Origin of the sequence: Polynucleobacter sp. MWH-UH35A, from assembly GCF_018687075.1 — a bacterium.
In the GTDB taxonomy this organism is placed as follows: domain Bacteria; phylum Pseudomonadota; class Gammaproteobacteria; order Burkholderiales; family Burkholderiaceae; genus Polynucleobacter.
In genome coordinates, this window is the sequence record NZ_CP061285.1 from 960,574 (window position 1) to 976,091 (window position 15,518).

Below are 15,518 nucleotides of genomic sequence, written 5' to 3' on the forward strand. Positions count from 1 at the left end.
AGTGCTCTGTTGAGCAATCACGTTTTGACTTATCACCAGCTCTTGGTGAACTTGGATGATTATGAATTACTGCTTTAAAAAATTTACTCGCCTATCGCTATTAGCATTGGTCTTGCTGACGCTAATAGGCAAAGCGCACTCTCAAAGTCAAACGGACGCTTTGCCGCAACTAGATGTCACCGGAGTTCGTGAAAACGGCCAAGGATTCTTATCGCCCAACAAAGTATTGGCTGGTGATGAACTTCAAAATAAGCTGTCAGGAACTCTTGGAGCAACTCTGGCTAATGAATTAGGTGTCGCAGCTACAGGCTATGGCGCTGGATCTTCAAGGCCGGTCATTCGGGGTTTAGATGGCGCTCGGGTTCAAATCCTTCAAAATGGATTATCGGTTGGAGATGTTTCGAGCATATCTCCAGATCATGCTGTCGCAAGCCCTATGCAAAACCTGCATCAAATCGAAATCCTGCGCGGCGCCTCTGCGCTTTTGTATGGATCGGGGTCAAGCGGAGGATTAGTGAACGTTGTAAATGATCGGATTGTGACGTCTTTGCCGGATACCGTTTCTGGCGCAATAAATACTAGTTATGAAACCGTTAATCAAGGCAAGACTGCGAATATTGAACTAGATGCCCCTGCTGGTCCTCTGGCCTTACATTTTGATTCCGCCATCAGTAATTCAAACAACTATCGCATTCCAGGATATGCAGAGCAAGGCGGTCCAAATGCCGGGTGGTCCATCAATCCTGGTGAACCGGTAAACGTACCCTATAGCGGTAAATTGCCTTTCTCATTTAGCAATCAAAATAGTATGGGCTTGGGTGCTAGCTACATTCGTACGGATGGTTATACCGGCGTTTCGATGGAACGCATGAATCATAACTACGGCATTCCTACATCTGAAGGTGGTTTTATTCAGCAGTCACAAAATCGCTATGATCTAGCCCATCAGACCAATGATCCATTTGATGGCTTTAGTTCTGTCAAAATTAGCGCTGCCAACACAAATTACCAACATACTGAATTTACCAATAATGGTGTTGCCTCTACCCAATGGAATAACACGGCCACTGAAGCTCGCTTAGAGCTGGCCCATAAGGAATTGTTTGGATCCAAAGGAATATTAGGAGCCCAAATAACCGGTTCAACCCTTAATGCGGTGGATCTATCCACCAATAATTACGCCATTGTGCCGCAGACGAAGTCAAATTCAACCGCCCTGTTCTTGGTTGAAGAAGGTCGATATGGTCCACTAAAGACCAATCTGGGAGTGCGGTACAACTATGCCACTCAAAATCCAAACTCCGGAACGCAGTTTCCGAGTCCCGCCAGTCAAGAGATTGTGCCAAATTCATATGGACCGCCATCTCTTCAAAGTCGCCAATTTAATTTAATGTCATATTCCGCCGGTGGGATGCTGGATGTGGAAAAAGGATATGGGCTTGGACTTACTTACACTGTTTCTCAACGAGCCCCATCAGCTCAAGAGCTGTATTCCTATGGACCACATGATTCAACCGCGACCTTTGATATTGGTAACTCGAACTTAGGTATTGAAACATCCCATAACCTTGAACTCAGTTTTCAAAAGACACTCGGGCTCATACGTAGTAAGGCTAGTATCTATAAAAACCAATTTACCAATTTCATTTATGGTTTTTATACAGGCGCCTACAGTCAGGCTAATGAAAATTTTTCAGTTGTTCAAGCATCGCAAGCAAATGCATCTATTCAGGGTGCTGAAGCAGAGCTAAGTTATAACCTTAATGAGACTGGTGTTGGTGGACGCCTATTTGGCGATGTCTCACAAGGTACATTTACTGCTGGAGGCAATCTTCCTATGCAACCGGCACCGCGTATTGGCGCTGATTTATCGTATCAACGTAATGGCTGGTTAGCAGGCGCCAGCTATATATATAGTTATCAACAAAATAAGTTAGCCAGTTGGGAAATCGGGCCAACGCCAAGTTATAACCTGGTCAACGCCAATCTCTCGTATACGGAACGCATTGGCAAAGTCAATTGGACGGGATACTTAGTTCTGAAGAACTTGCTAAATGAAGAAATCCGCTACGCTACATCCCCTATGGCAGTGAGATTGTATGCGCCACAACCAGGAAGAAGTCTTATGGTAGGTGTAAGAGCAGCGTTTTAAACTACTATGCTGTTGGCACTAAATCGGCAATGCTTTTAGCTGCGCTCATTGCAACATCTGCATTCTTAGTCTCAACCATTACTCGCAATAATGGCTCTGTGCCAGAGGCACGTATTAACAATCTACCAATATTTTTTAGATCAGACTCAACTTTGGTGATTTGTTTTTTTAAATTCTCGTCAGACTTCCAGTCATAACCAGGCTTAAATTTAATGTTCAATAGGACCTGTGGGTAGACTTTGACAGTGTCGAGCAGTTGGGCAAGACCCAGTTTATTTTGACTCATTGCAGCCAGAACCTGGAGGGCTGCAATAGTTCCATCGCCAGTCGTATGTTGGTCAAGACAAAGCAAATGCCCAGAACCCTCACCACCAATGATCCAGCCCTTCTGTTTTAGCAACTCTAGAACATAGCGATCGCCAACATTAGCACGCTCAAAACCTATTCCCAGGTCTTTGATGGCATTCTCAATCGCAAGATTGGTCATTAATGTACCGATAACACCACCCAATTTCTGACCACGATCTAGACGATCTTTGGCTAGTACATAAAGTAGCTCATCACCATTAAATAATCTGCCAGAGGCATCAACCATTTGCAGACGATCTGCATCGCCATCTAGGGCAATACCCAGATCAGCCTTAACCTCTTTCACTTTGGCAATTAAAGCTGCAGGCGCAGTTGCACCGCAACCCTCATTGATATTGCGTCCATCTGGATTAACGCCAATAGAAATGACCTCAGCACCTAACTCATGGAAAACATGTGGGGCCGTGTGATAAGCGGCACCATTAGCACAATCAACTACCAGTTTCAGACCTTTAAGGTTGAGCTCACCAGGAAATGTAGATTTACAAAACTCTATATAACGCCCTGCTGCATCATCTAATCGATAAGCCTTACCAAGTTCTTTTGAATTCACGCAGCCCATAGGCTTATCTAATTCTGCTTCGATTGCATATTCGAAATCATCCGAAAGCTTGTCGCCATTGGCTGAGAAAAATTTAATGCCGTTATCTTGATAAGGATTGTGTGATGCTGAGATCACTAAACCAGCAGACAAGCGCAATGCTTTAGTGAGATAGGCTACACCCGGTGTGGGTATGGGGCCGCAAAGCATGACATCCACACCAGCTGCGGCAAATCCAGCCTCTAATGCCGCCTCTAAAAGGTAGCCCGACACACGCGTATCTTTGCCAATGAGAATTTTGCAACGCTCACCTGGCTGCGCATCACGAGTAAGCACTTTGCCAGCGGCATAACCCAAGCGAGTCATAAACTCAGGAACGATAGGAAATTGCCCTACCTCTCCACGGATTCCGTCTGTGCCAAAGTACTGTTTTTTCATGACTGTAATTATAAAACTTAGACAGAGCCATCCAGCTGAATAGCTTCCCAGAGCTTTAAAGCATCTACCGTCTCGGCTACATCGTGCACTCGGATAATGTTGGCGCCTCTATCGGCGGCCATAATAGCCCCAGCAATGCTGGCAGCTACACGTTCATTCGTATCCTTACCTGTTATTTTGCCAATCATGGATTTGCGAGAGATGCCAGCCAAAACAGGAAGCCCTAATGATGAAAATTCAGCAAAATTTGTCAACATATTCAGGTTGTGCTCCAGACTTTTACCAAAACCAAAGCCTGGATCAATAGCAATTCGATCGTTTGCAATACCAGAAGAAGTTAAAAGGTCAGCACGACCCCTGAGAAACTGTTTTACTTCTGCAATCACATTGATGTATTCGGGATTGAATTGCATCGTTAAAGGGTCACGTTGCATGTGCATCAGAACGATACCGCAATCATTACTCTCTAATACAGCTTCAACCGATCCGCTTTGGCGCAGAGCCCAAATATCATTCACGCAATCCACGCCAGCATGCAATGCTTGTCGCATTGTTTCTGACTTGTAAGTATCGATTGAAAGTGGGACTCCGCAATCTTTGAGAGCCCCAATTACAGGCAACACCCTATCAAGCTCTTCTTGGAGCTCTACAGGTTCGGCACCGGGTCTTGTTGATTCACCGCCGATATCAATGAGATCCACGCCATCTGCAAGCATACGCTCAGCTTGTGCAATTGCATCCTTTGGAGATCTAAATTTACCGCCATCGGAAAAGGAATCAGGCGTAGCATTCAGAATGCCCATAACAATTGGGCGTTTACGTTTATGAAAGTCAAAAAGAAAACGCCCACAACGCCAAGTTGCGGGCATTTCTTGCTGGCTTTGATAGTGCATCAAAGACTGGAGCTTGCTAGCTTACTTAAGCTGTAGCAGGAGCACTACCCGCCGCAGGACCAGGTGTTCCTGCAGAATTACCAAACTGCGTTGCAGGCGGTGGTTTAGGTGACCGTGGAGGGCGACCTTCCATGATGTCATTAATCTGATCAGCATCAATGGTTTCCCACTCGAGCAATGCTGCAACCATGGCCTCAACCTTATCGCGGTTTTGCTCTAAGATCGATTTCGCTAATGCGTATTGACTATCAATCAGCATCCGAATTTCAGCATCCACTTTTTGCTGGGTGAGTTCAGAAACTGTTTTGGTGCTGTTGCGACCAAAAATACTCTCTGATTCGGTATCAACGTAAACCATGGTGCCTAAGCTATCACTCATGCCGTAACGAGTCACCATATCGCGAGCCATCTTGGTGGCACGTTCAAAGTCATTGGATGCGCCTGTACTCATGGAATGCAAGAAAACTTCTTCAGCAGCACGGCCGCCAAAAAGAATCGCTAATTCTTCTAACATGCGGTCTTTGTAAAGATTTACGCGATCGAATTCTGGTAACTGCCATGTAACACCTAAAGCCATACCGCGAGGCATGATGGTGACCTTATGAACGGGGTCTGCCTTAGGAAGGACTTTAGCCACTACCGCATGACCAGACTCGTGATAAGCCGTATTACGGCGCTCCTCTTCACGCATTACAGCAGATTTGCGCTCAGGGCCCATATAGATCTTGTCTTTAGCATCTTCAAAGTCTTTCATATCTACCGAGCGCTTATTGCGACGTGCGGCAAATAAAGCAGCTTCATTGACTAAGTTAGCTAAATCAGCACCAGAGAACCCCGGTGTGCCGCGCGCCAAAACGGCAGCATTGACATCAGGGTCAATAGGCACTTTACGCATATGCACTTGCAGAATTTGCTCACGACCGCGGATATCAGGCAAACCAACATGAACTTGACGATCGAAACGACCGGGGCGGAGTAATGCTTTATCCAATACATCAGAGCGGTTAGTTGCAGCAACAACGATTACACCGCTATTACTTTCAAAACCATCCATCTCAACTAACATTTGGTTCAATGTTTGTTCGCGCTCATCATTGCCACCACCCATACCGGCTCCGCGATGACGACCTACCGCATCGATTTCATCAATAAAAATGATGCAAGGAGAATTTTTCTTGGCATTTTCAAACATATCACGCACGCGTGAGGCGCCAACACCAACAAACATTTCTACGAAATCAGAGCCTGAGATCGAAAAGAAAGGCACCTTGGCTTCGCCCGCAATCGCACGTGCCAGCAAGGTTTTACCAGTACCAGGAGGGCCTACAAGCAATACACCGTGTGGAATACGCCCACCAAGCTTTTGAAACTTTTGCGGATCTTTTAAGAAATCCACCAACTCAAATACTTCTTCCTTAGCTTCATCACATCCAGCAACATCTGCAAATGTAACGGTGTTGCTATTCTCATCAATCAGGCGAGCTTTCGATTTTCCAAAGGAAAATGCGCCGCCTTTACCACCACCCTGCATTTGGCGCATCATGAAAAACCAAAAACCAATAATTAACAATGTTGGCCCAAGATAGTACAGAGCAGAAACCAACATATTGGGTTCATCATCTGCTTTACCAGTAACTTGAACTCCATATTTCATGAGGTCACCCACCATCCAGATATCACCTGGAGAGATGATGGAGTACTTATTACCATCGGCTGGTGTTACTTGTAAGGTGCGACCCTGTACATCAACTCGCTTAACTTTGCCGGCTTTGGCATCGTCCATAAATTGAGAATAGGTAACCTGTGCTTGATCCTTGGGCTTGTCAAACTGTTTAAAAACAGTGAAAAGTACCAAGCCCACAATGAGCCACACACCGATTTTCTGGAACATATTGCTGTTCAAAATGAGTCCTTTTCTGGATTGAACCAGGAGTTAAAGCGAATCGCTACCTAAGTATTTGATTCTACTACCACCTTTTTTCAAGGGCTAATGGCATATATATTTAATAAACCCTTGATAAACGGGGGTTATTGAGCGTTTATGAGCCCTATTTTGGCTGCTTTAGGTTTCTACCTAGAAGGAAAATCTCTGAAGATCTGGCTCTGGATGCCTTAGGTTTCCTAGAGGCTACTGTTTTAAAGACCTTTTTAAAGGATTCAACAATCTGGCTGTAGCCACTACCGTTAAAGCACTTTATTAACAAGGCACCTTCAGGTTTTAAATGAGCAACAGCAAAATCAAGTGCAATTTCAGCCAAAAAAGCCATTCTGGCAGCATCGGCCACACCAACCCCAGATAAGTTTGGAGCCATATCAGATAGAACTAAATCAACCTTTCCGTCAGCCTCTTTTGGAAGAAGTGCCTCAAGCGCAGCCAGACCCTCATCCTCACGGAAATCGCCCTGAATAAAACTCACATCGGCGATATCTTCCATGGGCAGAATATCAATAGCAATGATTTGCCCATCCGGTTTGCCGGATTCAATTTTGGGGTTACTTTTACCAAGCTCAGTTAAGCGATTCCGTGCGTACTGGGACCAGCTCCCTGGGGCACTCCCCAGGTCAACGATAGTCATGCCTGCTTTAATGAGATGATCTTGCTCGTCAATTTCACTGAGCTTGTAAACCGCCCTTGCGCGATAGCCCTCTTTCTGAGCCATCTTCACATAGGGATCGGTCAAATGATCCTGTAACCAACTTTTATTAAATTTATTCTTTGCCACAACTTACCCACTTTCGGGTTCTATTTTCCTAGTTTCCGCCTTCTAAAGCAAAAGGAATTCAAGGGAAAAATCGTTAAATTCATCCCAATAAGCTCATTTTGATAGTGAATGCTCTATCATCGACCCCATGACTGCACTCGCCCTTACCCCCGCACAACGCAAATCCCTCAAAGCCGATGCACATGACTTAAGTCCTGTGGTGATGATTGGTGGCGATGGCTTAACTCCTGCTGTAATCAAGGAGGCCAAATTAGCGATCAATCATCATGGCTTAATAAAGATCCGCGTTTTTGGAGATGATCGTGAAGAGCGTATCGCTATTTTTGAAGAACTCTGCGATAAGTTAGATGCTGCACCAGTACAACATATTGGCAAATTGCTGGTCTTATGGAAGCCAAAAGATGTTGTGGATGAAGCCTTCAGTAATCTTGGTCGCTCAAGTAAGCAAACGAAGAAGTCGCTTCAGGCACCACGCACTAAGCGACAACCCAATCGTAGTACTACGAAATCAGGTATTCGCACGAGCACTTCCGAGCGATCTGATCGTCGCTCTGCTTCCAATAAATCACCTTTTGAACGAGCGGCTGCCGTAAAGTCAGCAACCCCAAAAAAACGAATCCTTCGTTCAGAGGCAGCTGAATCTAAGATTGGCTGGTCTTCTCCTGGCTATAGAAAAGCAACAGCAGCACCGGCGCCCATTAAGAAGCGCAAAGTGAGAATGAGCAGCAACAAGAAAAAATCACTGGGCTCTTAAGTAAGGGCTCAATACAAAACGCCGCTAGTCGGCGTTTTTTGTTGTCCGCCATAGGAGCGCAAGACCAAGCAGCGCCTGAATCATAAAGAGAATACTAGATGCACCATGCAGTCGACTAAACATGGGCGCATAGGATGATTCGCGTACTGATAAACCTAGATATAAGGCTTGATCCCTCAAAGCGTTCATCCAAGGAATGAGGATGAAGGCAGACCCAATTGAGCAGGCTAAGATACCAAGCAATATCCAGCGCGTCAGACGGTATTGCGATATGTTTTGGCGAACAAGATAGTTTGCCGTCACCATCAAAATGGTGCAGATGATTACACCAGAATAAGCAGTAAGTTTAAAAAGAGCTGCGGCAACCATGCCAGCGACTTGTCGATCGCCAAGACTAGCAAAGAGAATGGGTACAACTAAAAAACCAATGGTAATGTAACCGCCAACCCAGAGGCCTGCAATCAGGCTAAATACTCTCTGGGTACGGATGTGATGCATTAGACGTAACGCACTGCCAGAATTTCAACTTCACGATTGCCGCCTGGTGCCTGCACAGCAACCACATCACCCTGTTCCTTGCTGATTAATGCACGTGCAATTGGGGAGCTGATAGAAATCTTACTTAAAGCGATATCTGCCTCGTCATCACCAACGATTTGATATGTGAACTTAGTGCCGTCTTCAAGATCCTCTAGGTCAACCGTAGCGCCGAAGACTACACGTCCAGAGACATCCAGCGAAGCAGGATCAATAATTTGAGCCGCTGAGAGCTTGCCCTCAAGCTCCTGAATGCGACCCTCAATAAAGCCCTGTTTCTCTTTAGCGGCATCATACTCAGCATTCTCAGAGAGATCGCCTTGAGCACGAGCTTCTGAAATAGCATTAATGACTGCAGGACGCTCTACGTGTTTGAGGCGGTGCAACTCCTCTTTCAGAAGTTCTGCACCGCGTTTGGTAATTGGAATTGTGCTCATACTGCTACCTAACTTAAATTCTTGCGCAAAATTACGCATCTAAAAAGTAAATTTTAGATTAAATGAGCGCCTTATGTAAGTTCTGCAATGAATAGACCTCCAGAGACTCAAGTTTGCCATTTTGAGAAGCCAGCAATCCGTCCATCACTGCCCGGGCCGCACTAATGGTTGTGTAATACGTTACGCCATTAGCCTGGGCACTAGTGCGAATCGATCTAGAGTCAGCAATGGCAGTACGTGTCTCATCCACAGTAGTAAATACCAATGAAATCTCACCATTTTTAATGAAATCCACAATATGGGGGCGCCCATCTTTTACTTTGTTTACAACCCTTACCGGCAAGCCAGCCGCCTCAATAGCCGCAGCAGTGCCTTTAGTGGCAACCATTGGGAAGCCTAGCTGATGTAATAGCTTGGCAACCTCAATTGCTTTTGGCTTATCACTATCTTTTACTGTCAAAAGAACTGTCCCGCTCTTAGGCAGCTTGATGCCAGCGCCTAATTGAGACTTAAATAAGGCCTCACCGAAAGTCTTGCCAACTCCCATCACCTCTCCAGTAGATCGCATCTCTGGTCCGAGAATAGGATCAATGCCCGGGAATTTATTGAATGGAAATACTGCTTCCTTGACTGAGAAGTATGGAGGCTTCACTTCAGTCTTAATGCCCTGCTGACTTAATGATTGACCCACCATGCAGCGAGCCGCAATCTTTGCTAGTTGCAGGCCTGTTGCTTTAGATACAAATGGGACAGTACGTGACGCACGTGGATTAACTTCCAATACATAAATCACATCTTTTCCATCGACATTCTGAATAGCAAACTGTACATTCATCAGGCCAATGACATTCAGACCCTTAGCCATTGCAGCAGTTTGGCGTTTGATTTCCTCTACTGTCTTATCTGATAATGAATATGGAGGCAACGAACAAGCGGAGTCGCCGGAATGCACGCCAGCCTGCTCAATATGCTCCATGACACCACCAATGAAAACAATCTCACCATCACTGATGCAATCCACATCACACTCAATCGCGTCATTAAGGAATCGATCTAACAACACTGGTGAGTCATGGGAAACCTTCACGGCTTCACGCATATACCGCTCCAAATCGCGACCATCATGAACAATTTCCATTGCGCGACCACCCAAAACATAAGATGGACGAACCACTAATGGATAGCCAATCTCATCAGCCAACTTTAGAGCTTCTTCTTCAGTACGCGCTGTGCGATTCGGTGGTTGACGTAAACCGAGGTCTTGCAAGAGCTTTTGGAAACGTTCGCGGTCTTCCGCAGCGTCAATCATGTCAGGCGAAGTGCCAATGATTGGCACTCCATTACGTTCAAGATCAAGAGCCAATTTCAAAGGAGTTTGACCGCCATACTGAACGATTACACCCTTGGGCTTTTCTTTAGCAACAATCTCGAGAACATCCTCTAGAGTTAGAGGCTCAAAGTAGAGGCGATCAGAGGTATCGTAGTCGGTTGAAACGGTTTCTGGGTTGCAGTTGACCATGATGGTCTCGTAACCATCATCACGCATTGCTAATGCGGCATGTACGCAGCAATAGTCAAACTCGATACCCTGACCAATTCGATTTGGGCCTCCACCCAGAACCATGATCTTTTCTTTGTTAGTTGGCTGCGATTCGCACTCGCCATGCTCTGCTTCGTATGTTGAATACAAGTAGGCAGTATTTGTTGAGAATTCTGCCGCGCAGGTATCTACACGCTTGTAGACAGGAACCACTTTTAAGCGATGACGTGCAGCACGCACTGAAGCAGCATCGACACCCAATAATTTTGCTAAGCGACGATCAGAAAATCCTTTTTGCTTTACAAAGCGCAGTTCTGGTGCTGTGAGGCTATCAATCTTGCGTTGTTTGAGTTCAGCCTCAATGGTAATTAGCTCTTCAATTTGCTCCAAGAACCACGGATCTACTCTCGTCTCGCTATAAATCTCGTCAAGACCCATGCCCATACGGAATGCATCTGCCAGATACCAAATACGATCTGGACCTGGTTCATTAATTTCGTTGATGATGTCATCGAGGTCTGTAGATACTTCATCCAAGCCATCAACACCAACCTCAAGACCACGCAGTGCTTTTTGGAAGGACTCCTGGAAAGTGCGACCAATCGCCATGACTTCACCAACAGACTTCATCTGCGTCGTTAAACGAGAATCTGCTTGTGGAAATTTCTCAAAAGCAAAACGGGGAATCTTCGTAACCACATAATCAATCGAAGGCTCAAATGAAGCGGGTGTTGCACCCCCGGTAATGTCGTTCTTGAGTTCGTCTAGGGTGTAACCAACAGCCAGCTTAGCGGCAATCTTCGCAATCGGGAAGCCTGTCGCTTTGGATGCTAATGCTGATGAGCGTGATACTCGCGGGTTCATCTCAATGACGATCATGCGACCATCTACTGGATTGATCGAGAACTGAACGTTAGAGCCACCAGTATCAACACCAATTTCCCTCAGAACAGCAATCGATGCATTACGCATGATTTGATATTCTTTATCTGTAAGAGTCTGCGCAGGAGCTACCGTGATGGAGTCACCGGTATGCACGCCCATTGGATCTAAGTTTTCAATCGAGCAAACGATGATGCAATTGTCGTTGCGATCACGTACCACTTCCATCTCAAACTCTTTCCAGCCTAAGAGGGATTCTTCAATTAAGAGCTCACGAGTTGGTGATAAATCAAGACCGCGCTTACAAATCTCTTCAAATTCTTCACGGTTATAAGCAATGCCACCGCCTGAACCACCCATGGTGAATGAAGGACGAATAACTACTGGGAAACCTGAGCTACCAGTTTCTTGTTGTATACGTTGTTGAACTGCATGAGCCTCATCCATAGAGTGCGCAATGCCAGACTTTGCAGAACCCAAACCAATTTTGGTCATGGCCTCTTTAAATTTTTGGCGATCCTCAGCTTTATCAATCGCTTCTGGTGATGCACCAATTAATTCGCAGCCGTATTTTTCCAATACGCCATGACGATGCAAATCTAATGCGCAATTGAGTGCAGTTTGGCCACCCATAGTTGGCAAAATTGCATCCGGCTTTTCGGTAGCAATAATGCGCTCTACTACTTCCCAGGTAATTGGCTCAATATAGGTTACATCGGCCATCTCTGGGTCAGTCATGATGGTTGCAGGATTGCTGTTGACCAAAATAACTTTGTAACCTTCGTCACGCAAAGCCTTACATGCTTGCGCTCCAGAATAGTCAAACTCGCAAGCCTGGCCAATCACAATCGGACCAGCGCCAATAATGAGGATGCTCTTAATGTCGCTACGCTTAGGCATTATTTGCCCTCCTTCTTGCTGGCAGCATTCATGAGCTCCACAAATCGATCAAATAAATAGGCAATGTCATGAGGACCAGGAGAGGCCTCAGGGTGCCCCTGGAAACACAGTGCTGGCTTATCTTTCCAAGCCAAACCCTGTAAGGACCCATCAAACAAGGAGACGTGAGTAACACGAATATTGTCCGGTAGAGTTTTGGCGTCAACAGCAAAGCCGTGATTCTGAGATGTAATCGCTACGCGTCCAGTATCTAAATCTTTTACAGGATGGTTGGCGCCATGGTGACCAAATTTCATCTTCAAGGTTTTAGCGCCTGCGGCAAGGCCCATGATTTGATGTCCCAAACAAATGCCAAACGTTGGCACGCCTTTTTCAATAATTTCTTTGGCAGCAGCAATTGCGTAATCACATGGACCAGGATCTCCAGGGCCATTTGAAAAGAACACGCCATCAGGATTCATGGCCATTACTTCAGCAGCGCTAGTTTGTGCAGGCACCACTGTCAGTTGACAACCACGTTCTGCAAGCATCCGCAAAATGTTGCGTTTCACACCAAAATCATAAGCCACCACTTTTTTGACTGGCTTGTTGGCGTCTAAAGTTCTATAGGCAGGCTTGCCATCAGGACCATGCAGATCCCATTCTGCTTCGCGCCATTCATATGGTTTTTGTGTGGTGACTACCTTGGCAAGATCTAAGCCTGACATTCCGGGGAAAGCCTTTGCAAGCTCAAGAGCCTTTATGCCTAGATTTTCATAACTGTCGCCTACTTTGCCGGCAACAATGGCACCCGATTGAGCACCCTTGTCACGAAGAATTCGGGTGAGTTTACGAGTATCAATGCCTGCAATGCCCAGAACGCCGGCCTTGTTGAGATAGTCATCCAGGGAACCTTCTGAGCGGAAATTGGAAATGCGTTTTGGCATATCTTTAATAACTAAACCTGCAGCATGAATCTGATCAGATTCTGCATCTTGTGCATTTACACCTACGTTACCGATATGCGGATAAGTCAATGTCACGATTTGGCGTGAGTAGCTGGGATCAGTAATGATCTCTTGATATCCAGTCAATGCAGTATTAAAGACAACTTCGCCGGTAGTTTCGCCTGCGGCGCCAATACTAAATCCGGGAAATAAAGTGCCGTCGGCTAAAGCCAACACGGCGGAAGGAAAAGAAGGAAGCAAGGGTGACAAACCATCTCCAGTCCCTGCTCCATCCGACGCTCAAAACCCTCAAAAAAGACCAACCCGAGGATGTTTTTGGCGGGAGGTGAGTGTCTTTAAGCGCTAGGGTATTTAATTAGTTTCGAACCCTGTAATCATACCATTTCTGCTCGTAAACCCTTGAATACCCAGCCATATAGGGCTCTAGAAGGAAAAAGCTCCTCCAGCCTAGTGACTAGAGGAGCAATTTTGCCCAAAGTTGCAGTTATTAAGCCTTGGCGCTTTGCTCAATAATAGTTTTGATTTGAGCCAATACAGACTGATCATCCATGGTGCTGATATCGCCAGGATCGCGACCTTCTGCAACGGCCTGAAGAGCGCGACGCACAATCTTCCCAGAGCGAGTCTTAGGTAGAGCTGAGACGATATATACGCGCCCCGGACGAGCGATCGCACCTAGAGTGGTATCCACAGTCTTCATACATTCCGCTTCTAGGGTTGCAGTATTTGAAGAATCCTTCGGAATCACGAATGCAATCGCAGCCTGTCCCTTTAATTTATCTTCAATACCCACTACGGCAACTTCTGAGACATTCGGATGGCTAGAAATGCTTTCTTCAATTTCACGTGTACCAAGGCGATGTCCAGCAACGTTGATTACGTCATCAGTACGTCCCAAAATAAAGAAGTAGCCATCTTTATCTTTGATGCCCCAGTCAAAAGTTGAATAAATCAACTTACCAGGAATTGTTTCCCAATAAGTGCTAATGAAGCGCTTGTCGTCACCCCAAACAGTTTGCATGCAGCCTGGAGGCAACGGGCCTTCAATCGCAATCACACCTTTTTGGTCTGGACCCAACTCTTCAGAGGTTGCATCATCAAGCAACTTCATGTTGTAGCCAAATGAAGGAACACCTGGAGAGCCAAACTTATGCGGCATGACTTCAACACCACGTTGAATAGCTAGCATTGGCCAGCCAGTCTCAGTCTGCCAGTAGTTATCAACGATTGGTTTATTAATTGCACCGTGAATCCAACTTGCTGTTGGCTCATCTAATGGTTCGCCTGCCAAAAACAAGGCGCGCAATTTAGAAAGGTCATACTTCGTTAAGAAGGCAGGATCTTGTTTTTTGAGCACGCGGACAGCTGTTGGTGCAGAGAACATCACTGATACTTTGTACTTATCTACCAGCTCCCACCAAATACCCGCGTCAGGACGCAAAGGCGTACCTTCATACATGATGGTTGCCATACCTGAAAGCAATGGTGCATAAATAATGTAGCTATGGCCAACTACCCAACCAATATCGGATGTACAGAACATCGTCTCACCCGCATTGCCGGTAAAGATGTGCTTCATAGATGCCGCTAGAGCAACGGCATATCCACCTGTATCACGCTGCACACCTTTTGGTTTGCCAGTAGTGCCAGAGGTATACAAAATGTATGAAGGATGAGTTGCGTCAACCCACTCAATCGGCACCACATCATTTAAATGCTTTTGACGTTCACTTGCATAATCCAAATCACGGCCAGCAACGGTAGTGAATTCGGTTAGACCGCGATTCACAATCAAAACCTTTTCTGGTTTGTATTCAGCTAAAGAGATTGCTTCATCCAATAACGGCTTATAAGGCACAGCTTTACCGCCACGAGCACCTGCCTCAGCAGTCACAATTAATTTAGGTTTTGCATCATCAATACGAGAAGCGAGGCTATGGGAAGCAAAGCCACCAAACACAACAGAGTGAATGGCGCCAATACGAGCACAAGCAAGCATTGCAAAACAAGCCTCAGCAATCATCGGCATGTAGATTAATACGCGATCACCTTTTTTAACGCCTGCAGATTTATAAATTGCAGCCATACGATTCACTTCATCGTATAGCTCTTTAAATGTATAAGCCTTCTCTTGATTGGTTTCTGTTGAGACTGCCACTAAAGCGATTTGATCTGGACGATCTTTAAGATGGCGATCGACTGCGTTGTAACAAAGGTTTGTCAGGCCACCCTCAAACCATTTCGCAAATGGCGGGTTGTTGTAATTGAGAACCTGATCAAATGGTTTTTCCCAGTGAATTAATTGCGCCTGCTCACCCCAAAATCCGTCTGGGTCTTTAATTGAGCGCTCGTGATGTGCTTTATAGGACATGGTCAACCTGATTTCTTTAAAAAAGTTACTCAAA

General features: G+C 45.7%; 11 protein-coding genes. 2 read left to right on the forward strand and 9 right to left on the reverse strand.

Annotation, left to right across the window (positions count from 1 at the left end):
- The first annotated feature begins 55 nt into the window (after window positions 1-55).
- Window positions 56-2,152 carry a TonB-dependent receptor gene (locus tag ICV36_RS05080; protein ID WP_251375104.1) on the forward strand — a complete coding sequence of 699 codons (2,097 nt, stop codon included), beginning with the start codon at window positions 56-58 and terminating at the stop codon, window positions 2,150-2,152.
- 4 nt (window positions 2,153-2,156) lie between these two features.
- On the opposite strand, the gene glmM is transcribed toward ICV36_RS05080, so the two are convergent.
- The 4 genes from glmM to ICV36_RS05100 form a co-directional block, all read right to left on the reverse strand.
- Entirely contained in the window at window positions 2,157-3,500 is a 1,344-nt protein-coding gene (gene glmM / locus ICV36_RS05085) for a phosphoglucosamine mutase (RefSeq protein ID WP_215401482.1), read from the reverse strand.
- A gap of 17 nt (window positions 3,501-3,517) precedes the next feature.
- A complete protein-coding gene (gene folP, locus ICV36_RS05090; RefSeq protein ID WP_251375106.1) occupies window positions 3,518-4,393 on the reverse strand; it encodes a dihydropteroate synthase in 876 nt (291 codons plus the stop codon).
- A 25-nt stretch (window positions 4,394-4,418) separates the two neighbouring features.
- On the reverse strand, window positions 4,419-6,296 hold the full coding sequence (gene ftsH / locus ICV36_RS05095; RefSeq protein ID WP_215401483.1) for an ATP-dependent zinc metalloprotease FtsH: 1,878 nt from the start codon (window positions 6,294-6,296) through the stop codon (window positions 4,419-4,421).
- Between the two features lie 145 nt (window positions 6,297-6,441).
- The gene (locus ICV36_RS05100; protein ID WP_215401484.1) at window positions 6,442-7,116 is read right to left on the reverse strand and encodes an RlmE family RNA methyltransferase; all 675 of its coding nucleotides are present in this window, start codon (window positions 7,114-7,116) and stop codon (window positions 6,442-6,444) included.
- 127 nt (window positions 7,117-7,243) lie between these two features.
- On the opposite strand from ICV36_RS05100, the gene ICV36_RS05105 reads away from it, so the two are divergent.
- Window positions 7,244-7,870 (forward strand): YhbY family RNA-binding protein, encoded by a 627-nt coding sequence (locus ICV36_RS05105; protein WP_215401485.1) that lies wholly within the window; start codon window positions 7,244-7,246, stop codon window positions 7,868-7,870.
- A 24-nt stretch (window positions 7,871-7,894) separates the two neighbouring features.
- Here ICV36_RS05105 and ICV36_RS05110 read toward each other — a convergent pair whose 3' ends face one another.
- The 5 genes from ICV36_RS05110 to ICV36_RS05130 form a co-directional block, all read right to left on the reverse strand.
- Window positions 7,895-8,368: a DUF4149 domain-containing protein gene (locus ICV36_RS05110; RefSeq protein WP_215401486.1), complete on the reverse strand. Its 474-nt coding sequence runs from the start codon at window positions 8,366-8,368 to the stop codon at window positions 7,895-7,897.
- Window positions 8,368-8,844, reverse strand: a complete 477-nt coding sequence (gene greA, locus ICV36_RS05115) for a transcription elongation factor GreA (RefSeq protein ID WP_215401487.1) — start codon at window positions 8,842-8,844, stop codon at window positions 8,368-8,370. Before greA ends, ICV36_RS05110 begins: the two co-directional genes overlap by 1 nt.
- Window positions 8,845-8,902: 58 nt before the next feature.
- Window positions 8,903-12,166 carry a carbamoyl-phosphate synthase large subunit gene (gene carB, locus ICV36_RS05120; RefSeq protein ID WP_215401488.1) on the reverse strand — a complete coding sequence of 1,088 codons (3,264 nt, stop codon included), beginning with the start codon at window positions 12,164-12,166 and terminating at the stop codon, window positions 8,903-8,905.
- Window positions 12,166-13,353, reverse strand: a complete 1,188-nt coding sequence (gene carA / locus ICV36_RS05125; RefSeq protein WP_215401576.1) for a glutamine-hydrolyzing carbamoyl-phosphate synthase small subunit — start codon at window positions 13,351-13,353, stop codon at window positions 12,166-12,168. The genes carB and carA overlap by 1 nt, the downstream gene beginning before the upstream one ends.
- Before the next feature lie 247 nt (window positions 13,354-13,600).
- Window positions 13,601-15,484, reverse strand: coding sequence for a propionate--CoA ligase (locus ICV36_RS05130; protein ID WP_215401489.1), 1,884 nt, complete (start codon window positions 15,482-15,484; stop codon window positions 13,601-13,603).
- Between the last annotated feature and the right edge of the window lie 34 nt (window positions 15,485-15,518).

What these genes read in the sequence shown, in the direction of transcription:
- folP (WP_251375106.1), bottom strand. Translation starts at nt 4,393, where the DNA reads ATGCACTATCAAAGCCAGCAAGAAATGCCCGCAACTTGGCGTTGTGGG.
- ICV36_RS05130 (WP_215401489.1), bottom strand. Translation starts at nt 15,484, where the DNA reads ATGTCCTATAAAGCACATCACGAGCGCTCAATTAAAGACCCAGACGGA.
- glmM (WP_215401482.1), bottom strand. Translation starts at nt 3,500, where the DNA reads ATGAAAAAACAGTACTTTGGCACAGACGGAATCCGTGGAGAGGTAGGG.
- carB (WP_215401488.1), bottom strand. Translation starts at nt 12,166, where the DNA reads ATGCCTAAGCGTAGCGACATTAAGAGCATCCTCATTATTGGCGCTGGT.
- ICV36_RS05105 (WP_215401485.1), top strand. Translation starts at nt 7,244, where the DNA reads ATGACTGCACTCGCCCTTACCCCCGCACAACGCAAATCCCTCAAAGCC.
- greA (WP_215401487.1), bottom strand. Translation starts at nt 8,844, where the DNA reads ATGAGCACAATTCCAATTACCAAACGCGGTGCAGAACTTCTGAAAGAG.
- ICV36_RS05080 (WP_251375104.1), top strand. Translation starts at nt 56, where the DNA reads ATGATTATGAATTACTGCTTTAAAAAATTTACTCGCCTATCGCTATTA.
- ICV36_RS05110 (WP_215401486.1), bottom strand. Translation starts at nt 8,368, where the DNA reads ATGCATCACATCCGTACCCAGAGAGTATTTAGCCTGATTGCAGGCCTC.